At 61.1% G+C, this 18,343-nt stretch carries 21 protein-coding genes; 16 read left to right on the forward strand and 5 right to left on the reverse strand.

The genetic code is table 11. The features are described 5' to 3' along the window. Positions 1-180 precede the first annotated feature (180 nt). Genes RG836_RS06245 through RG836_RS06255 form a run of 3 tightly spaced genes read left to right on the forward strand, consistent with a single transcriptional unit; the run spans position 181 to position 1,402 of the window. Positions 181-441, forward strand: a complete 261-nt coding sequence (locus RG836_RS06245) for a hypothetical protein (protein ID WP_310844107.1) — start codon at positions 181-183, stop codon at positions 439-441. An 18-nt stretch (positions 442-459) separates the two neighbouring features. Further along, positions 460-1,032 carry a hypothetical protein gene (locus tag RG836_RS06250; RefSeq protein ID WP_310844109.1) on the forward strand — a complete coding sequence of 191 codons (573 nt, stop codon included), beginning with the start codon at positions 460-462 and terminating at the stop codon, positions 1,030-1,032. Continuing rightward, entirely contained in the window at positions 1,019-1,402 is a 384-nt protein-coding gene (locus tag RG836_RS06255) for a hypothetical protein (protein ID WP_310844447.1), read from the forward strand. Before RG836_RS06250 ends, RG836_RS06255 begins: the two co-directional genes overlap by 14 nt. A gap of 42 nt (positions 1,403-1,444) precedes the next feature. Here the strand turns inward: RG836_RS06255 and pyrE are convergent, their stop codons facing one another. Further along, complete coding sequence (gene pyrE, locus RG836_RS06260; protein ID WP_150734013.1) at positions 1,445-2,089, reverse strand: orotate phosphoribosyltransferase; 645 nt, start codon at positions 2,087-2,089, stop codon at positions 1,445-1,447. Between the two features lie 82 nt (positions 2,090-2,171). Between pyrE and RG836_RS06265 the strand changes: the two genes are divergently transcribed. Then, on the forward strand, positions 2,172-2,951 hold the full coding sequence (locus RG836_RS06265) for an exodeoxyribonuclease III (RefSeq protein WP_017125545.1): 780 nt from the start codon (positions 2,172-2,174) through the stop codon (positions 2,949-2,951). A gap of 61 nt (positions 2,952-3,012) precedes the next feature. Here RG836_RS06265 and RG836_RS06270 read toward each other — a convergent pair whose 3' ends face one another. Both RG836_RS06270 and rph read right to left on the reverse strand, forming a co-directional pair. Next, entirely contained in the window at positions 3,013-3,381 is a 369-nt protein-coding gene (locus RG836_RS06270) for a DUF4870 domain-containing protein (protein WP_310844113.1), read from the reverse strand. Between the two features lie 28 nt (positions 3,382-3,409). After that, positions 3,410-4,132: a ribonuclease PH gene (rph, locus tag RG836_RS06275; RefSeq protein ID WP_310844115.1), complete on the reverse strand. Its 723-nt coding sequence runs from the start codon at positions 4,130-4,132 to the stop codon at positions 3,410-3,412. A gap of 284 nt (positions 4,133-4,416) precedes the next feature. Here rph and RG836_RS06280 point away from each other — a divergent pair, with 284 nt between their 5' ends. The 6 genes from RG836_RS06280 to RG836_RS06305 all read left to right on the forward strand — a co-directional run bounded on the left by RG836_RS06280 (position 4,417) and on the right by RG836_RS06305 (position 9,710). Continuing rightward, positions 4,417-5,280, forward strand: a complete 864-nt coding sequence (locus RG836_RS06280) for a YicC/YloC family endoribonuclease (protein WP_310844117.1) — start codon at positions 4,417-4,419, stop codon at positions 5,278-5,280. A 12-nt stretch (positions 5,281-5,292) separates the two neighbouring features. Then, positions 5,293-5,913: a guanylate kinase gene (gmk, locus tag RG836_RS06285; RefSeq protein WP_310844119.1), complete on the forward strand. Its 621-nt coding sequence runs from the start codon at positions 5,293-5,295 to the stop codon at positions 5,911-5,913. Positions 5,914-6,081: 168 nt separating this feature from the next. Continuing rightward, complete coding sequence (gene rpoZ / locus RG836_RS06290; RefSeq protein ID WP_010447888.1) at positions 6,082-6,345, forward strand: DNA-directed RNA polymerase subunit omega; 264 nt, start codon at positions 6,082-6,084, stop codon at positions 6,343-6,345. Positions 6,346-6,402: 57 nt separating this feature from the next. Further along, positions 6,403-8,508, forward strand: a complete 2,106-nt coding sequence (spoT, locus tag RG836_RS06295) for a bifunctional GTP diphosphokinase/guanosine-3',5'-bis pyrophosphate 3'-pyrophosphohydrolase (protein WP_310844122.1) — start codon at positions 6,403-6,405, stop codon at positions 8,506-8,508. Positions 8,509-8,533: 25 nt separating this feature from the next. After that, positions 8,534-8,914, forward strand: a complete 381-nt coding sequence (locus tag RG836_RS06300; RefSeq protein WP_003229509.1) for a RidA family protein — start codon at positions 8,534-8,536, stop codon at positions 8,912-8,914. A 55-nt stretch (positions 8,915-8,969) separates the two neighbouring features. Next, on the forward strand, positions 8,970-9,710 hold the full coding sequence (locus RG836_RS06305; protein ID WP_310844124.1) for a putative periplasmic lipoprotein: 741 nt from the start codon (positions 8,970-8,972) through the stop codon (positions 9,708-9,710). A 41-nt stretch (positions 9,711-9,751) separates the two neighbouring features. Here RG836_RS06305 and RG836_RS06310 read toward each other — a convergent pair whose 3' ends face one another. Then, complete coding sequence (locus RG836_RS06310; protein WP_310844126.1) at positions 9,752-10,606, reverse strand: SDR family oxidoreductase; 855 nt, start codon at positions 10,604-10,606, stop codon at positions 9,752-9,754. Between the two features lie 189 nt (positions 10,607-10,795). Between RG836_RS06310 and exbB the strand changes: the two genes are divergently transcribed. The 6 genes from exbB (at position 10,796) to RG836_RS06340 (ending at position 17,621) form a co-directional block, all read left to right on the forward strand. Next, positions 10,796-11,752: a tonB-system energizer ExbB gene (gene exbB, locus RG836_RS06315; protein WP_310844129.1), complete on the forward strand. Its 957-nt coding sequence runs from the start codon at positions 10,796-10,798 to the stop codon at positions 11,750-11,752. Positions 11,753-11,758: 6 nt separating this feature from the next. Beyond that, positions 11,759-12,187: a TonB system transport protein ExbD gene (gene exbD, locus RG836_RS06320; protein WP_310844131.1), complete on the forward strand. Its 429-nt coding sequence runs from the start codon at positions 11,759-11,761 to the stop codon at positions 12,185-12,187. Continuing rightward, complete coding sequence (locus tag RG836_RS06325; protein WP_310844132.1) at positions 12,184-12,930, forward strand: energy transducer TonB; 747 nt, start codon at positions 12,184-12,186, stop codon at positions 12,928-12,930. The genes exbD and RG836_RS06325 overlap by 4 nt, the downstream gene beginning before the upstream one ends. A 196-nt stretch (positions 12,931-13,126) precedes the next feature. Next, positions 13,127-14,056, forward strand: a complete 930-nt coding sequence (locus RG836_RS06330; protein ID WP_310844133.1) for a hydrogen peroxide-inducible genes activator — start codon at positions 13,127-13,129, stop codon at positions 14,054-14,056. 9 nt (positions 14,057-14,065) lie between these two features. After that, a complete protein-coding gene (gene recG, locus RG836_RS06335) occupies positions 14,066-16,141 on the forward strand; it encodes an ATP-dependent DNA helicase RecG (RefSeq protein WP_310844135.1) in 2,076 nt (691 codons plus the stop codon). A gap of 79 nt (positions 16,142-16,220) precedes the next feature. Then, entirely contained in the window at positions 16,221-17,621 is a 1,401-nt protein-coding gene (locus RG836_RS06340) for an aminoacyl-tRNA deacylase and HDOD domain-containing protein (RefSeq protein WP_310844137.1), read from the forward strand. 154 nt (positions 17,622-17,775) lie between these two features. On the opposite strand, the gene RG836_RS06345 is transcribed toward RG836_RS06340, so the two are convergent. Continuing rightward, entirely contained in the window at positions 17,776-18,159 is a 384-nt protein-coding gene (locus tag RG836_RS06345; protein ID WP_310844138.1) for a helicase, read from the reverse strand. Between the last annotated feature and the right edge of the window lie 184 nt (positions 18,160-18,343).

The raw sequence follows: 18,343 nt of genomic DNA on the forward strand, positions 1-18,343 counted from the left end.
ATAAAACGACCGCAGGCCTGGCTGTCCTCTGCAAGCGTATGAAACGCCTGTAGGAAACGGTGAAGCCTGCGGTCTTTTTATGCGCGCGGGAAACGCCCTACTTAAATCAGCGAAACGTCCGACATCACGCCGGAATTTATCTGCTTAGGATCTTCCGTGAATCCACTGGAGATCTTCCCCATGCAGAAAAACAACGTCCCTTACGGCAGCGATGTGTCGGCCGGTACTTACGCGTGCGCCGATTGCGGACGCCAGTACAGCAACCAGTCGAAATCTTCGCTGCCGCCGTGCCCCGACTTCACACCCAGCACGCACTTGATCAATGGCTGGAATATCCTGACCGGGCAAGGCGATGCTGTCCAAGATCCTTATCCCGAGACCACCGAAACGCTGGCTGCGACCAACCAGGCCGTGGTCACCCGCCCTGCGAGCAAAGACTGATCCAGGAGAGCCAGAACCATGCAGATCTCCTTCACGATTGATGCCCATGCGTTCGACCAGGAACAAAAGGAGCCGGTCAAAAAGACCTTGCGCATTTCCGACGGCGAAATCGCTCATGCCTTGCAGCGCATCGCCAAGGCCAGCTTGACCGAATACCTGAAGATGCTGGTTGAAGGCGGCATGCCCAGCCGGGCGGACGAGGCCAAGCAGGATCGCTTGTTGTATCTGATTCAAAGCTACTTCGGGCAAACGCTGCCGACCGAATCGCAGATCTCGACGATCTTTCAGCTCACGCAGAGCCAAAGCAAAACGCTGCTGAAAAACACGGTGTCACGCTTTCGCAATCAGCTCGACGACATCCTGCAACACAGCATGCGGGCGGTGATTGAGTCGGCGGAGCACGCGCAGACGGTGTACCTGGTGGTGATTCACTCGGACGTGATCAAGGATGAATTGAACATGCTGATCACTCAGAACGAGCCGACCTTCAAACCGATCACCAAACGCAAGGGCAGCGCCGGGCAGTTTGAAATCAGCGAAGATTCCCACGCATTGCTGTGCCGCCAACTGGGGCTGGATCCTGTTCAGTGACATCGTCGCGGTCAGTGGCTTGCTGCTGACCCTGACCACCTTCCTCTTCAACCTGGCCTGGCCGCAGGTTAATGAAGCCCTGCAACTGGATGAACGCCAGGCAGGGCCGCAGGCGAGAAAACGCAGCCGGGACAAGGCTCGACGCGCACTGTTGGGCTGTGCGCTGCCGCTGTCCGGCATGTTCGTCGGGTTGTTTTATGTGAACTTGCCAGCGGCGTGGCGGGTGATCGACACCAGCGTCCTGGATCTGTGGGATTTCGACGTCGATCGCACGCTGTACGTGATGGTTGTGGTCGCACTGCTGCTGTTTGCGCTGTACAACCTGATGCTCACGGCGCAGCTCTGCGCCAAGTGGTTCAAGCTGCATTAAACACCGCGCAAAAAAAGGCCCTGCTTGCGCAAGGCCTGTTGTTCATACGCCGAACTGTGCCCGGTAGGCTTCCACCGCGGGCAAGTGCTGCTTGAGTTGCGGGTCATCCGCGAGGAACTCCAGCACCTGGTTCAGCGAAACGATGCTGATGACCGGGATACCGAAATCACGCTCCACTTCCTGGATCGCCGATAATTCGCCATTGCCACGCTCCTGGCGGTTCAACGCGATCAGCACGCCCGCCGCTTTTGCGCCGTCCTGGGAGGCGATGATCTGCATCACTTCACGGATGGCGGTGCCGGCGGTGATCACGTCGTCAATGATCAGCACTTCGCCGGTCAATGGTGCACCGACGAGGCTCCCGCCTTCGCCGTGGGCCTTCGCTTCCTTGCGGTTAAAGCACCAAGGCAAGTCACGGTTATGGTGCTCGGCCAGCGCCACGGCGGTGGTCGCCGCCAACGGGATGCCTTTGTAGGCCGGGCCGAACAGTACGTCGAAGGAGATGCCGCTCTCAACGATGGCCGCCGCGTAAAAACGCCCCAGTTGCGCAAGCGCCGAACCGGAGTTGAAAAGGCCGGCATTGAAGAAGTAAGGACTGGTGCGCCCGGACTTCAGGGTGAACTCACCGAAGCGCAATACGCCGCGATCGATGGCAAAACGAATGAAATCGCGCTGATACGCCTGCATGAAAAAAACCCCAAATACCACGGATTTAGCTAATTAGCTTGACGCCGTGTATCATACACGCACGCGATTTTTGGGGCCATTTATGCGGATCATCAGTGTGAACGTCAATGGTATTCAGGCGGCAGTCGAGCGCGGTTTGCTCAGTTGGCTGCAAGCACAGAATGCCGACGTCATCTGCCTGCAGGACACCCGCGCCTCCGCCTTTGAACTGGACGATCCAGCCTTCCAACTGGATGGATACTTCCTTTATGCCTGCGATGCCGAAGTTCCTGCCCAAGGTGGCGTGGCTTTGTATTCGCGGCTGCAACCGAAGGCTGTCATCAGCGGTCTCGGTTTCGAGACGGCCGACCGCTACGGGCGCTACCTGCAAGCCGATTTCGACAAGGTCAGCATCGCGACCTTACTGCTTCCTTCGGGGCAGAACGGCGATGAAGATTTGAACCAGAAGTTCAAGCTAATGGACGATTTTGCCCGTTACCTGGACAAGCAACGGCGCAAGCGTCGCGAGTACATTTACTGTGGCTCGCTGTACGTGGCGCAGCAGAAGCTGGATATTAAAAACTGGCGCGACAGCCAGCAATCACCGGGCTTCCTGGCGCCGGAACGGGCCTGGATGGACGAGATTGTCGGCAACATGGGTTATGTCGATGCCCTGCGCGAAGTCAGCCGCGAAGGCGATCAGTACAGCTGGTGGCCAGATAACGAACAAGCCGAGATGCTGAACCTCGGCTGGCGCTTCGACTACCAGATCCTGACGCCGGGTCTGCGGCGCTTCGTTCGCAGCGCACGCTTGCCGCGTCAACCACGGTTCTCGCAGCACGCCCCGTTGATCGTGGACTATGACTGGACGCTGACCATCTAAGCGTTGGTTCGCAGCCACAAAAAAGCCGACTTCACAGTCGGCTTTTTTTTGCGCCAGGCTTTTACTTCACCAACCGCCACGTGAACGGATAGCGATACGGCACGCCTTCATTGGCTTTGATCCCGCCAATGATCGACAGAACCATCGCGCCGATCAGCACCAGTGGCAGCAACGCGAAGCCGATAATCACTAGCATCAGCAAGTAGCAGATACCGGAAACCAACGCCACGGTGATCTGGAAATTCAGCGCCTCTTTGCCTTGGGCATCGATGTACGGATCACTTTCGCGCTTGAGCTGCCAGAGAATCAGCGGCCCCAGCAAATGCCCGAAGGGAAACCAGACACCAAGAAACGCCGACAAGTGACACAACATCGCCCACTGGCGAGCTTCTCGGCTCGGGGTGGGAAGCAGCGGTTGTTCGTCACTCATGGCGCTCTCCTTTGCTGTGAACAGCGATTCAGTCAGCCAGGGCGGCTTTCTGCAGTTCGAAGATCTCGGTCATGCCTTTCTTCGCCAGTTCCAGCATGGCGTTCAGGTCTTCCGGCTGGAACGGCGCGCCTTCGGCAGTGCCCTGGACTTCAATGAAGCCACCGGTGCTGGTCATCACGACATTCAGGTCGGTCTCGGCGGCGGAATCTTCCAGGTAGTCGAGGTCCAGGACCGGCTCGCCCTGGTACATGCCCACCGACACGGCAGCGATCATTTGCTTGAGCGGGTCGCCGCCTTTCAGGCCGCCGCGCTTCTTGATTACTTTCAAGGCGTCGACCAGGGCCACCATGGCGCCGGTGATGGACGCGGTGCGGGTGCCGCCGTCGGCCTGGATCACATCACAGTCGACGTACAGGGTCACGTCGCCCAGCTTGGACATATCCAGGGCAGCGCGCAGCGAACGGCCGATCAGGCGCTGGATTTCCAGAGTCCGACCGCCCTGCTTGCCACGGCTGGCCTCACGCTGGTTACGTTCGCCGGTGGCGCGTGGCAGCATGCCGTACTCGGCGGTCAACCAACCCTGCCCCTGCCCCTTGAGGAAGCGCGGCACGCCATTCTCAACGCTGACGGTGCAGATCACCTTGGTATCACCGAACTCGACCAGTACAGATCCCTCGGCGTGTTTGGTGTAGTTGCGGGTGATGCGGATCGAGCGGAGCTGATCGGCAACGCGACCACTTGGACGTTTCATAAGGGATACCTGTACGGGGACGGAAAACTGCGGAGCATTATAGAGCCGCATGCCGCCAGTGGGCAGTTCTAATCACGGCGGGTGACGACCGAAGACTCCGATATGTTTGTAGGACATCGCTTTACCGACGGCGTGCAGTCCTTTGTCACAGCCGGCGTTTGGGCGCATCCGCGTCACTGCGCTACAATCCTGCGCCTTTGCTGCCCGTCGACTTTATTCACTGGCTCACATTTATTGATAGCGGGTCTGCCATCCGGCGCCGGCCCGTATTGCGAGGTTCCTCCATGGTGCACAGCATGACCGCCTTCGCCCGCGTCGAGAACGCCGGCGCCCAGGGCACCCTGAGTTGGGAGCTGCGCTCGGTCAACAGCCGTTACCTGGAACCGCACCTGCGCCTGCCGGAATCCTTTCGCGACCTCGAAGGCGCGGTCCGCGAAGCGCTGCGCCAGGGTATCTCCCGAGGCAAACTCGAATGCACCTTGCGCTTTACCGAGGAAAGCACCGGAAAGCCATTGCAAATTGATCGCGAGCGCGCGGCGCAACTGGTCGCGGCGGCAGAAACCATCGCGGGCCTGATCAAAAATCCGGCAGCGCTCAATCCTCTTGAAGTGCTGGCGTGGCCTGGCGTGCTGGTCGCTGACGCCATCGACCCGCAAGCGCTGAACGCCCAAGCGCTCACTCTGTTCAATCAGTGCCTGAAAGAACTGAAGGCCGGCCGCGAGCGCGAAGGCGCGGAGCTGGCTCGCCTGATCAATGAACGGCTGACCTCGATCGAAGAAGACGTGGTGACCCTGCGCGAACTGGTGCCGCAGATGCTCACCACCCAACGCCAAAAAGTCCTCGACCGTTTCGCCGACATGAAAGCCGAGCTGGACCCGCAACGTCTCGAGCAGGAAATGGTCATGCTGGCGCAAAAAAGCGACGTGGCCGAAGAACTGGATCGCCTGAGCACTCACATCATCGAAGTCCGCCGGGTGCTCAAGTCCGGCGGCGCGGCCGGCCGGCGCCTGGACTTCCTGATGCAGGAACTCAACCGCGAAGCCAACACACTGGGCTCCAAAGCCTTCGACCCGCGCAGCACACAGGCGGCGGTCAACCTCAAAGTGTTGATCGAACAGATGCGCGAACAAGTGCAGAATATTGAGTAAGGCAAACCCGACATGACCCACAGCACTGGCACCCTGTACATCATTTCCGCCCCTTCTGGCGCGGGCAAGAGCAGCTTGGTCAAGGCCCTGACTGACGCCGACCAGCAGATCCGCGTCTCGGTCTCCCACACCACCCGCGCCATGCGCCCGGGTGAAGTGGACGGGGTGAACTATCACTTCGTCTCGCGAGAAGTGTTCGTGAAGATGGGCGAACACGGCGACTTCCTGGAGCGCGCCGAAGTGTTCGGCAACCTCTACGGCACCTCGCAAAGCCACCTGCAGCAAACCCTGGACGCAGGCCACGACCTGATCCTGGAGATCGACTGGCAAGGTGCGGAGCAAGTGCGCAAGCTCATGCCGCAAGCCCGCTCGATCTTCATTCTGCCGCCGTCGCTGCAGGCCTTGCACCAGCGCCTGACCAACCGTGGCCAGGACAGCGACGAGATCATTGACGGACGGATGCGCGAGGCAGTCAGCGAAATGAGCCATTACGTCGACTATGACTACCTGATCATCAACGACGACTTTGCCCACGCGCTGCATGACTTGAAGGCCATTTTCCGCGCCAATCAGCTGCACCAGAAGCGTCAACAGCAGCTGCATGGAAAACTTTTGGCTGAATTGCTCGGTTAAACAGCCCTTCCCAAAATAGCTGCGAGGGCCTTACATTGGCACTTGCAGCGTGTTTGAGGGTCTGGTTAAAAAATCAGCGCTTCCCTAATCGCTGGTGATTTTTTAAACTGCTGAGTCCGCTCGCCCATCCGGGCAGCGCGCATCTTGCATTTTGCTACGAGGAAGACCATGGCCCGCGTAACCGTTGAAGACTGTCTAGAACACGTGGATAACCGCTTTGAGCTGGTCATGCTCTCTACCAAGCGTGCCCGTCAACTGGCTACAGGCGGCAAAGAGCCGAAAGTAGCATGGGAAAACGACAAGCCTACCGTGGTGGCCCTGCGCGAAATCGCTGAAGGCCTGGTGAGCTACGAAATGATCGCCAACGAAGAAATCGTTGAAGACGAACCGCTGTTCGCAGCGTTCGAGGACGAGTCCAACGAGGCCGTCTAAGCCTATGCCTGGTCGACGTAGCACGGCGCGGGAATACAGCTTACGGCAGGAGTCATCATGCCGAGCATAGACGCCCTCGCCGATCGCTTATCGACCTACCTCGGCACGGACCAGGTCAATCTGGTCCGCCGAGCCTATTTCTACGCCGAACAAGCCCACGACGGCCAACGCCGCCGCAGCGGCGAGGCGTACGTCACGCACCCGCTTGCAGTGGCGAATATTCTTGCCGACATGCACATGGACCATCAAAGCCTGATGGCCGCCATGCTGCACGACGTGATCGAAGACACCGGGATTGCCAAAGAAGCGCTGCAAGCGCAGTTCGGTGAAACCGTAGCCGAACTGGTCGACGGGGTCAGCAAACTGACCCAGATGAACTTCGAGACCAAGGCCGAAGCCCAGGCTGAAAACTTCCAGAAAATGGCCATGGCCATGGCCCGCGACATTCGCGTGATCCTGGTCAAGCTGGCCGACCGCCTGCACAACATGCGCACGCTGGAAGTGCTGTCCGGCGAGAAACGCCGGCGCATCGCCAAGGAAACCCTGGAAATCTATGCGCCGATCGCCAACCGGCTCGGCATGCACGCCATCCGCATCGAATTCGAAGACCTCGGCTTCAAGGCCATGCACCCGATGCGATCCGCGCGGATCTACCAGGCCGTCAAGCGCGCCCGGGGCAATCGCAAGGAAATCGTCAACAAAATCGAAGAATCCCTCAGCCACTGCCTGGCCATCGACGGCATCCAGGGCGAGGTCAGCGGTCGGCAGAAACACCTCTACGGCATCTACAAGAAAATGCGCGGCAAACGTCGGGCCTTCAACGAGATCATGGACGTCTACGCGTTCCGGATCATCGTCGACAAGGTGGACACCTGCTACCGCGTTCTGGGTGCTGTACATAATTTGTACAAACCTTTGCCGGGACGCTTCAAGGACTACATCGCCATCCCCAAGGCCAACGGCTATCAGTCGCTGCACACCACGCTCTTCGGCATGCATGGCGTTCCGATCGAAATCCAGATCCGCACCCGTGAGATGGAAGAGATGGCCAACAACGGCATCGCTGCCCATTGGCTGTACAAATCCAGCGGCGACGAACAACCGAAAGGCACCCACGCCCGCGCACGGCAGTGGGTTAAAGGCGTGCTGGAAATGCAGCAACGCGCGGGCAACTCGCTGGAATTCATTGAAAGCGTGAAGATTGACCTGTTCCCGGACGAGGTCTACGTGTTCACGCCCAAGGGCCGAATCATGGAGCTGCCCAAGGGCTCCACGGCGGTCGACTTCGCTTATGCCGTACACACCGACGTTGGCAACAGCTGCATTGCCTGCCGAATCAATCGCCGTCTCGCGCCGCTGTCTGAACCGCTGCAAAGCGGCTCCACGGTCGAGATCGTCAGTGCCCCCGGCGCACGGCCAAACCCGGCCTGGCTCAACTTCGTGGTCACCGGCAAGGCCCGCACGCATATTCGCCATGCGCTCAAGCTGCAACGCCGCTCCGAATCCATCAGCCTCGGCGAGCGCCTGCTGAACAAGGTGCTGAACGGATTCGACAGTTCGCTGGAGAAAATCCCGGCCGAACGCGTGGCGCTGATGCTCAATGAGTACCGCCTCGAACTGATCGAAGACTTGCTCGAAGACATCGGCCTGGGCAATCGCATGGCTTACGTAGTCGCCCGCCGCCTGCTGGGCGAAGGCGAACAACTGCCGAGCCCTGAAGGTCCACTGGCAATTCGCGGCACCGAAGGCCTGGTGCTCAGCTACGCCAAGTGTTGCACGCCAATCCCGGGCGATCCGATTGTCGGCCACCTGTCCGCGGGCAAAGGCATGGTCGTGCACCTGGACAACTGCCGCAACATCAGCGAAATCCGCCACAACCCGGAAAAATGCATCCAGCTCTCCTGGGCCAAGGATGTCACCGGCGAATTCAACGTCGAGCTGCGCGTCGAGCTGGAACACCAGCGTGGCCTGATTGCCCTGCTGGCCAGCAGCGTCAACGCTGCCGACGGCAATATCGAAAAAATCAGCATGGATGAACGCGATGGTCGCATCAGCGTCGTCCAACTGGTGGTCAGCGTGCACGACCGCGTGCACCTGGCCCGCGTGATCAAGAAACTGCGCGCCCTGACCGGGGTCATCCGCATCACTCGCATGCGGGCGTAGCCCTTCCCATTACCAGGAGTTCTTCATGACCAAGACTGTTATCACCAGCGACAAGGCCCCCGCCGCCATCGGCACCTATTCACAGGCGATCAAGGCCGGCAACACCGTCTACATGTCCGGTCAGATCCCCCTCGATCCAAAAACCATGGAACTGGTCGAAGGCTTCGAAGCCCAGACCGTGCAGGTGTTCGAGAACCTCAAGGCCGTGGCCGAAGCTGCCGGCGGTTCGTTCAAAGACATCGTCAAGCTGAACATCTTCCTCACCGACCTGAGCCACTTCGCCAAGGTCAACGAGATCATGGGCAAGTACTTCGACCAGCCTTACCCGGCACGCGCCGCCATCGGCGTGGCCGCTCTGCCGAAAGGTTCGCAGGTTGAAATGGATGCCATCCTGGTCATCGAGTAATACACCCGGCGCAGCGTCCGCCGCTGCGCCGACTTCGCTTTGAAAGGATTCCACCATGCGCAAAGCGCTTGCCCTCTCCTTGTGCGCCGTGCTCCTCGGCGGCTGTGCCAGCAACCCTGCAGATCGTGATATCAGCGGCACCTGGATCAACCAGGTGGCGATCGATGCCGCGGCCAAGGGCGGTCCGCTGCGCGAAGCACTGCAGGCATACGGTCCGAACCTGGAATGGGACGTCAACACCAAGGCAGCCCAGGCCCGCTACACCAACGGTTTTGAAAACGTCGAGGGCAAATTGCTGGGCGAGAAGCCCGGGGCCTGGGCCGTCGACTTTTACGGCAGTTCGGCCACTGAACTCAAACGCGACGGCAAGCAGTTGAGCCAGGCCGCCAGCGAAAATGAGCCAGAACAAGTCTTCGACCGCGCCGTGATTCCCGTGCCTGAGGGTGCACCGATCGGCGCCAGCTTCGAGCGAGCGCTGTACTCCGCCTATATGGGCGGCAGCTGGCAAGTCGTCAGCGGTAACGGCGAGGGCAATACCGTGCAGTTCCAGGCCGACGGCCAAGTCACCGGTCTGCCCGGCGCTGATCGCTACGCGTTGTGCCTGGCGGGCGATTGCGCCTCGATGAGCGGCGGCAACGACAGCATCTGGCTGCAACAAGGTGGCCAAGGCAATAGCTGGATCTTTGCGCGCAAAGGCAAAACCCTGGAGATTTTCCAGAGCGTGAACACGGCATTGGCGGATGAAATGCCGTCGTACACCGCCGGCGATCGCAAGTGGTTGCTGGAGAAGCAGTAACCCGCAGTGGGAGCGAGCGAGCTCGCTCCCACTATCGTTTATCAGCTCCCCGCCAGCACCGCCGCATACCCCTCGCGATAAGTCGCGTATCCGGGCAGCCAGCCCAACGCCTTGGCCCGGGCGTTGCTGCAGCGCTTGCTGCCGGTTCGACGCACGGTGGCATCCTCGGCCCATTCGGTAACGCCCATGTATTCGCGCAGCCAGGCCACCACTTCGGCCAGCGGCGCCGGTGCATCGTCGACGCCGATGTAGCAATCGTCCAGCGCCTCGCCTTGGTGATCGGCCTTCAGCAGAAACGCCATCAACCCTGCCGCGTCATCGGCGTGAATCCGGTTGCCATATAACGGCGGTTCCACCGCCACGCGATAACCGCGACGCACTTGGGTCAGCAGCCATTCGCGGCCGGGGCCATAGATACCGGTCAGACGCACGCGCGTTGCCGGGATGCCGCTGTCGAGCGCCAACTGTTCGGCTTCCAGCATCAGCCGCCCAGAGTAACCACTGGCCTCGGTGGCGGAGGTTTCGTCGATCCACTCCCCTGCCTGCTGCCCATACACGCTGCTGCTGGACACGAACAGAATCCGCTTTGGCTGCTGGCCGTGTTGCTTCAACCAGCTCAGCACATGCTGCAACCCCTCGACATACGCCGCGCGGTAGCCGGCCTCATCGTGGTCGGTGGCGGCCGCGCTATACACCAGATAATCCAGCGTCGTCGCCGGCCAATCCGCAGGGCATTGTTCGTTGAACAAGTCGCCCGCGACCCCGATCACGCCCGCCGGCAGCCGTGAAACCGTGCGCCGCAGCCCAAACACCTGCCATTGCTCAGCCAGTAACTGCTCGGCCAGACGACTGCCGACATCGCCACAACCGGCGATCAATACAGAAGGCCCTGACATCTGAAAACTCCCATTAGCAACGGTTAAACCCCGCACGGCACAAGACAGGCGGCGGGCATGAGCGGAAAAAAAGTTACCTTATTACTTTTGTTAACAAGAATTACTTGCAATAATGCCCGCCACTTTTGTTCTCGGCCTACGAGGCCTTGAAGAACATTAACCTTATTTCCCCCTTCAGGTCCGGCCAGCATGACACGCAATCAAAAACCCGCTTCGCCAACCACCCGACCTCGCGCCTGGAGCGCGCTGGCCGTCATGCTGTTCAGCCTGCTGCTGACCCCGGCGGCCGCCATCGCTGACGCCCAGGCACCCGCTACACCGCCAGCGGCCGAACAGGCTGCACCGGCTACCGCGCCAGCTGCCACCCCGTTGGCAACCGATCCAGCCCCCGCCACCGGTAATGAAGCACCGGAAGTGCTCGAAGCCGACAACACGTTGGGCATGGCCCACGACCTGTCGCCGTGGGGCATGTACCAGAACGCCGACATCATCGTCAAAATCGTGATGATCGGCCTGGCCATCGCCTCAATCATCACCTGGACCATCTGGATCGCCAAGGGCTTCGAACTGATGGGCGCCAAGCGCCGTCTGCGCCAGGAAATCCTTGCCCTGAAAAAAGCCACCACCCTGACCGAAGCGAGCGCCTGCTCGACCAAGCCCGGTACCCTGGCCAATATTCTGGTGCACGACGCTCTCGAAGAAATGCGCTTGTCGGTCAACAGCCGTGAAAAAGAAGGCATCAAGGAGCGCGTCAGCTTCCGCCTCGAGCGCCTCGTTGCCGCCTGCGGTCGCAACATGAGCAGCGGCACCGGCGTGCTCGCAACCATCGGTTCCACCGCGCCCTTCGTCGGCCTGTTCGGCACCGTGTGGGGCATCATGAACAGCTTCATCGGCATTGCCAAAACCCAGACCACCAACCTCGCCGTCGTCGCGCCCGGCATCGCCGAAGCCCTGCTGGCCACGGCGCTTGGCCTGGTCGCGGCGATTCCTGCGGTGGTCATCTACAACGTCTTCGCCCGTTCCATCGCCGGCTACAAGGCGCAGGTCTCCGATGCTTCAGCAGAAGTCCTGCTGCTGGTCAGCCGCGATCTCGACCACCAACCGGTCGAGCGCAGTTCGCAACCGCACATGGTGAAAATGGGGTAATCGGCCATGGGCCTGCATTTGAAAGAAGGCGCAGACGACGATCTGGCCGAGAACCACGAAATCAACGTCACGCCGTTCATCGACGTCATGCTGGTGCTGCTGATCATCTTCATGGTCGCTGCACCGCTGGCCACCGTCGACATCAAGGTTGACCTGCCCGCGTCCACCGCCAAACCGGCACCGCGGCCAGAGAAGCCAGTGTTCCTCAGCGTCAAGGCTGACCAGCGCCTGTTCCTCGGGGAAGACGAAGTCAAAACCGAGGCCCTGGGCGCGACGCTCGATGCCAAGACTCAAGGCAAGAAAGACACGACGATCTTCTTCCAGGCCGACAAAGGCGTGGACTACGGCGACCTGATGGGCGTGATGGACGCTTTGCGCGCTGCCGGTTACCTGAAGGTTGGCCTGGTCGGACTCGAGACGGCAGCCAAGAAATGATCACGACGCGCCATAAGCTGACGCGTTACAGCGGTAGCCTGGCCGTGGTGCTAGGCGTTCACGCCCTGGCCATCGCGCTGGCGCTGAACTGGTCCGCCCGCCCACCCATCGAGCTGCCTCCCCAGGCCATGATGGTCGAGCTGGCGCCGATTCCAGCCCCACCACCGCCGGCACCGCCGAAAGTCGTCACGCCACCGCAGCCACCGGCTCCGGTCGAGGAACTGCCGCTGCCGAAACTGGCGGAAGCACCGAAGGCTGAGATTGCCGTGCCCAAGCCGGTCAAACCCAAGCCCAAGCCGCAGCCACCGAAGCCGGTCGAGAAGAAGCCCGATCCACCGAAGGAAAAACCTTCCGAGGAAAAACCGGCCGAAACTCAACCGACCCAGGCGCCGACAGAGAAATCCGCCCAGCCCGCACCCGGCCCTTCGCCGGCGCAGATGGCGGCCAAGGCCAGTTGGCAAGGCACGCTGCTCGCCCACTTGGCCAAGTACAAAAAGTACCCGGCCAGTGCTCAGGCGCGAGGCAAGGAAGGCTTGAACCGTCTGCGGTTCGTAGTTGATGCCGAAGGTAACGTGCTGTCGTTCGAACTCGTCGGACGCTCCGGCAACGCCGATCTGGACCGGGCCACCCTGGAAATGATCCGTCGCGCCCAGCCACTGCCCAAGCCACCGGCCGACATGCTGAACAACGGCTCGATCGAAATCGTCGCGCCATTTGTGTATTCGCTGGACCGCCGCCGCTGACGCAGAACCCTGTGGCGCGGGAGCTTGCTCTCACTCGACTGCGTCACACCCGGAAAGGCACCAAAAGGTGCCTTTTTGCGTATCCGGTAACGACGAACACGCATTGCCCGGTGTCGCTTCATACAATCGTTCTGATAACCTGCGTCTATCGATTACTGTTGGTCCGCCTGGCCCGCAACTTCATGGACGCTTGCTAATGACCCTCACAGAATTACGCTACATCGTTACCCTCGCCCAAGAGCAGCATTTCGGCCATGCGGCCGAGCGTTGCCACGTCAGTCAACCGACGCTTTCGGTGGGCGTGAAAAAGCTTGAAGACGAACTCGGTGTGCTGATTTTCGAGCGCAGCAAAAGTGCCGTGCGCCTGACTCCGGTCGGCGAAGGCATTGTGGCTCAGGCGCAGAAAGTCCTGGAGCAGGCGCAAGGCATCCGCGAACTGGCCCAGGCTGGCAAGAACCAACTGACCGCTCCGCTGAAAGTCGGCGCGATCTACACGGTTGGCCCTTATCTGTTCCCGCACCTGATTCCGCAACTGCACCGGGTCGCCCCGCAGATGCCGTTGTACATCGAAGAAAACTTCACCCACGTGCTGCGCGACAAACTGCGCAACGGCGAACTGGACGCGATCATCATCGCCCTGCCGTTCAATGAAGCCGACGTGCTGACCCTGCCGCTCTACGATGAGCCGTTCTACGTCCTGATGCCGGCCCAGCACCCGTGGACGCAAAGGGAATCGATCGACGCTGGCTTGCTCAACGACAAGAGCTTGCTGCTGCTCGGCGAAGGCCACTGCTTCCGCGACCAGGTGCTCGAAGCCTGCCCGACGCTGACCAAGGGCAACGACGGCGCCAAGCACACCACGGTGGAATCCAGTTCGCTGGAAACCATCCGCCACATGGTCGCCTCGGGGCTGGGCATTTCGATCCTGCCGCTGTCGGCAGTCGACAGCCATCACTACGCTCCCGGCGTGATTGCCGTGCGGCCACTGACGCCGCCGGTGCCGTTCCGTACCGTGGCCATCGCCTGGCGCGCCAGTTTCCCGCGGCCGAAAGCCATCGAGATCCTCGCCGACTCCATTCGCCTGTGCTCCGTGGCCAAGCCACCGGTGCCGGTGGTGGCCGGTTAATCCTCGGTCATGACAGAGCTGTCGCAGGTCTCGGTCACTGCGCTCAAGGGCGTCGGTGAAGCCATGGCCGAAAAATTGGCCAAGGTTGGCCTGGAAAACCTTCAGGACGTGCTGTTTCACCTGCCGCTGCGTTATCAGGACCGCACTCGTGTGGTGCCGATCGGCCATTTGCGCCCCGGCCAGGACGCCGTCATTGAAGGCACCGTCAGCGGCGCCGATGTGGTCATGGGCCGCCGCCGCAGCCTGGTCGTGCGCTTGCAGGACGGCACCGGCGGCTTAAGCCTGCGCTTCTACCATTTCAGCAACGCGCAGAAAGAAGGCCTCAAGCGCGGCACGCGGATTCGCTGTTACGGCGAAGCCCGGCCCGGCGCGTCAGGCCTGGAAATCTACCACCCGGAATACCGCGCCATCACCGGCGACGAGCCGCCGCCCGTGGACGAAACCCTGACCCCGGTCTACCCGCTGACCGAAGGCCTGACCCAACAGCGCTTGCGTCAACTGTGCATGCAGACATTGACCCTGCTGGGGCCCACCAGCCTGCCCGACTGGCTGCCGACCGAACTCGCCCGTGACTATCAACTGGCGCCGCTGGCCGATGCGATCCGCTATTTGCATCACCCGCCCGCCGACGCCGATGTCGACGAGTTGGCGCTCGGTCATCACTGGGCCCAGCATCGCCTGGCCTTCGAAGAACTGCTGACCCACCAGCTCTCGCAACAACGCCTGCGCGAAAGCATGCGTTCGTTGCGCGCCCCGGCGATGCCGAAGGCCAAGCAGCTGCCGGCCAAGTACCTGGCCAACCTCGGCTTCGCCCCGACTGGCGCCCAACAACGGGTTGGCAACGAAATCGCCTACGACCTCAGTCAGCACGAGCCGATGCTGCGGCTGATTCAGGGTGACGTCGGCGCCGGCAAAACCGTGGTCGCCGCCCTTGCCGCCCTGCAAGCGCTGGAGTCCGGTTATCAAGTGGCGCTGATGGCGCCCACCGAGATTCTCGCTGAACAGCACTTCATCACCTTCAAGCGCTGGCTCGAACCGCTGGGCATTGAAGTGGCGTGGCTGGCCGGCAAACTCAAAGGCAAGAACCGGGTGGCTGCGCTGGAGCAGATCGCCAGCGGCACGCCGATGGTGGTCGGCACCCATGCGCTGTTCCAGGACGAGGTGAAGTTCAAGAACCTGGCGCTGGTGATCATCGACGAGCAACACCGTTTCGGCGTGCAGCAACGGCTGGCGTTGCGCCAGAAAGGCGTCGGCGGGCGCATGTGTCCACATCAGTTGATCATGACCGCCACACCGATCCCACGAACCCTGGCGATGAGCGCTTACGCCGATCTCGATACCTCGATCCTCGATGAATTGCCCCCCGGCCGCACCCCGGTCAACACCGTGCTGGTGACCGATACCCGCCGCGTCGAAGTGATCGAGCGCGTACGCGGCGCCTGTGCCGAGGGCCGCCAGGCCTATTGGGTGTGCACGCTGATCGAAGAGTCGGAAGAGCTGACCTGCCAGGCCGCCGAAACCACTTTCGAAGACCTCACCGCCGCCCTCGGCGAGCTGAAGGTCGGGCTGATCCACGGGCGCATGAAGCCGGTCGAGAAAGCCGCAGTGATGGCCGAATTCAAGGCCGGCAATCTGCAGCTATTGGTCGCGACCACGGTGATCGAGGTCGGCGTCGACGTGCCCAACGCCAGCCTGATGATTATTGAAAACCCCGAACGCCTTGGCCTGGCACAACTGCACCAATTGCGCGGACGCGTCGGCCGAGGCAGCGCCGCCAGCCATTGCGTGCTGCTCTATCATCCGCCGCTGTCGCAGATCGGCCGCCAACGCCTGGGCATCATGCGCGAAACCAACGACGGTTTTGTCATCGCCGAGAAAGACCTGGAGCTGCGCGGCCCCGGCGAAATGCTCGGCACCCGCCAGACCGGTTTGCTGCAATTCAAGGTTGCGGACCTGATGCGCGACGCCGACTTGCTGCCCGCCGTGCGCGACGCCGCCCAAGCCCTGCTGGAGCGCTGGCCCGACCACGTCAGCCCGCTGCTCGATCGCTGGCTGCGCCATGGCCAGCAATACGGCCAAGTGTGAGCACCGTCGCAGTTTCTAGGCGATAGCGATTCGCAAGCTGGTTATACTCCTGCAATTGTTTCAAAAACGGATACAGGTCATGACAGAAGCTGCCCTCGCACCCGCCACCCCGCACGCTCCGTCTGTTATTCGGCTGATGCTCGGCAAACTCGGCATCAGCTACACGGAAGTCCTTGATCAACCGGGCCTGAGCGCCGAGCGCCGAGTCCAGGCCGTGCTGCTCGACGACGCGGTCGGGGCGTTGATGATCCTGTTTCCGCAGAGCCAGTTACTGGACCTCAACCGTCTCACCGAACTGACCGGCCGCCGCCTCACTGCGGTGCCAACCGATCGCCTCGAGAAGATGCTCGGCAAGCACAACCTCAGCCTGTTGCCCGGCCTGCCGGCCCTGGTCTCGGCGCCGTGCCTGTACGAAGAAAGCCTGCTGCGCGTGCCTTCGCTGCTGATCAATTGCGGCGAACCTGGATTGTTGCTGGAAGTCAGCAGTGACGATTTCAAAACCATGCTCACCAAGGCCAGCGCCGCCAATTTCGGTGAGGCCGTGAGCCGCATCCAGCCGAACCTCGACCGCCCGGACGACGACCGCAAGGAAATCACCCAGGCCGTCCAGGCGTTCACCGCGCGGCGTATCCAGCAACGTCTCGAATCCACAATTGAAATTCCACCGCTGGCCGAGACCGCGCAGAAAATCATCAAGCTGCGGGTCGACCCCAACGCCACCATCGACGACATTACTGGCGTGGTCGAAACCGACCCGGCATTGGCCGCACAAGTGGTGAGCTGGGCGGCGTCGCCGTACTACGCGTCGCCGGGCAAGATTCGTTCGGTGGAAGACGCGATCGTGCGGGTGCTGGGTTTTGATCTGGTGATCAACCTGGCGCTGGGCCTGGCCCTCGGCAAAACCCTGAGCCTGCCCAAGGACCATCCGCAACAGACCACGCCGTACTGGCAGCAGTCGATCTACACCGCTGCCGTCATCGAAGGCCTGACCCGCGCCATGCCCCGCGCCCAACGCCCGGAAGCCGGCCTGACCTACCTGGCCGGCCTGCTGCACAACTTCGGCTATTTACTATTGGCGCATGTGTTCCCGCCGCACTTCTCGTTGATCTGCCGTCATTTGGAGGTCAACCCGCACCTGTGCCACAGCTACGTCGAGCAACACCTGCTGGGCATCAGCCGCGAACAGATCGGCTCTTGGCTGATGCGTTTCTGGGACATGCCCGACGAACTGGCCACCGCCCTGCGCTTCCAGCACGACCCGCACTACGACGGCGCCTACGCCGAATATCCGAACTTGGTCTGTCTGGCCGTGCGCCTGCTGCGCGCTCGCGGCATCGGCTCAGGTCCCGACGAGGACATCCCCGATGCCCTGCTGGAACGCGTCGGTCTGACCCGCGACAAAGCCAACGACGTCGTCAGCAAAGTACTCGAAGCCGAAGTGCTGCTGCGCGAACTGGCTTCTCAGTTCAGCCAGGCCTGAGGCACCACTTCCACAGTCAATCGACTGTGGAAGCGAGCCTACTCGCGAAGAATCCAACCCGCACTTCCTGAAATACCACCCAACCCATGGCGAGGGGGCTTGCTCCCGCTGGGATGCGCAGCAGCCCCAAAACCAGCCACTCTACACGCCCCACTCAAGCCTTAGGCTTGGCCTTCCTCGGCTTCAAATACTTGGTCAACCCCTGGAACCAGATCACCAGCGCCGGGTTGCCCTTGATCTGAATAGACTTGTCCTGAATCCCCGTCATAAACGCCAACTGCTTGTTCTTGGCCTGCAGCGTCGCAAAGCCGTACGCTGCATCCTTGAACGCGATCGCAAACGCCGGCTCCGGGTAAGTCCCCGACTGACTGGTGATACGCTGATCCTTCACTCGAAAATGCCGCGCCACTCTCCCGTCCAGGGTCTGTAGCTGAAACACCAACTCCTTGTCACCCAACTGCTGCTGAAACGCGGGGTTGGTCCTACTGGCCTTGCCCATCAATAAACCCAGCATCCACAACAGAAAACGAAATTTCATGCGCATAGCCTCAATCGAAAATGAACGGCCGGGGCAGTTTAGCGAGTTGGCCCGATAACACCACCATTGCAACGCGTTACGGGAAGATGAAATGGTTTTCCTGCATGATGACTGCCAAGTCACGCTTTTCTGCCTGAGCGACGCCGCGCCAGGTAGCCGGAAATGTTCTTCAAGTAGCGGCGTC

This window comes from Pseudomonas rhizozeae (assembly GCF_031583775.1).
Lineage (GTDB): Bacteria > Pseudomonadota > Gammaproteobacteria > Pseudomonadales > Pseudomonadaceae > Aquipseudomonas.

Bases quoted from the DNA above. Each gene is read 5' to 3' on its own strand.
- RG836_RS06300 (WP_003229509.1), top strand. From the start codon at position 8,534: ATGACCAAGACTGTTATCACCAGCGACAAGGCCCCCGCCGCCATCGGC.
- pyrE (WP_150734013.1), bottom strand. From the start codon at position 2,089: ATGCAGGCGTATCAGCGCGATTTCATTCGTTTTGCCATCGATCGCGGC.
- RG836_RS06345 (WP_310844138.1), bottom strand. From the start codon at position 18,159: ATGAAATTTCGTTTTCTGTTGTGGATGCTGGGTTTATTGATGGGCAAG.
- rpoZ (WP_010447888.1), top strand. From the start codon at position 6,082: ATGGCCCGCGTAACCGTTGAAGACTGTCTAGAACACGTGGATAACCGC.
- exbB (WP_310844129.1), top strand. From the start codon at position 10,796: ATGACACGCAATCAAAAACCCGCTTCGCCAACCACCCGACCTCGCGCC.
- gmk (WP_310844119.1), top strand. From the start codon at position 5,293: ATGACCCACAGCACTGGCACCCTGTACATCATTTCCGCCCCTTCTGGC.
- RG836_RS06325 (WP_310844132.1), top strand. From the start codon at position 12,184: ATGATCACGACGCGCCATAAGCTGACGCGTTACAGCGGTAGCCTGGCC.
- exbD (WP_310844131.1), top strand. From the start codon at position 11,759: ATGGGCCTGCATTTGAAAGAAGGCGCAGACGACGATCTGGCCGAGAAC.
- RG836_RS06305 (WP_310844124.1), top strand. From the start codon at position 8,970: ATGCGCAAAGCGCTTGCCCTCTCCTTGTGCGCCGTGCTCCTCGGCGGC.
- RG836_RS06250 (WP_310844109.1), top strand. From the start codon at position 460: ATGCAGATCTCCTTCACGATTGATGCCCATGCGTTCGACCAGGAACAA.
- RG836_RS06270 (WP_310844113.1), bottom strand. From the start codon at position 3,381: ATGAGTGACGAACAACCGCTGCTTCCCACCCCGAGCCGAGAAGCTCGC.
- RG836_RS06245 (WP_310844107.1), top strand. From the start codon at position 181: ATGCAGAAAAACAACGTCCCTTACGGCAGCGATGTGTCGGCCGGTACT.
- recG (WP_310844135.1), top strand. From the start codon at position 14,066: ATGACAGAGCTGTCGCAGGTCTCGGTCACTGCGCTCAAGGGCGTCGGT.
- RG836_RS06340 (WP_310844137.1), top strand. From the start codon at position 16,221: ATGACAGAAGCTGCCCTCGCACCCGCCACCCCGCACGCTCCGTCTGTT.
- RG836_RS06310 (WP_310844126.1), bottom strand. From the start codon at position 10,606: ATGTCAGGGCCTTCTGTATTGATCGCCGGTTGTGGCGATGTCGGCAGT.
- rph (WP_310844115.1), bottom strand. From the start codon at position 4,132: ATGAAACGTCCAAGTGGTCGCGTTGCCGATCAGCTCCGCTCGATCCGC.
- RG836_RS06330 (WP_310844133.1), top strand. From the start codon at position 13,127: ATGACCCTCACAGAATTACGCTACATCGTTACCCTCGCCCAAGAGCAG.
- RG836_RS06265 (WP_017125545.1), top strand. From the start codon at position 2,172: ATGCGGATCATCAGTGTGAACGTCAATGGTATTCAGGCGGCAGTCGAG.
- RG836_RS06280 (WP_310844117.1), top strand. From the start codon at position 4,417: ATGGTGCACAGCATGACCGCCTTCGCCCGCGTCGAGAACGCCGGCGCC.
- spoT (WP_310844122.1), top strand. From the start codon at position 6,403: ATGCCGAGCATAGACGCCCTCGCCGATCGCTTATCGACCTACCTCGGC.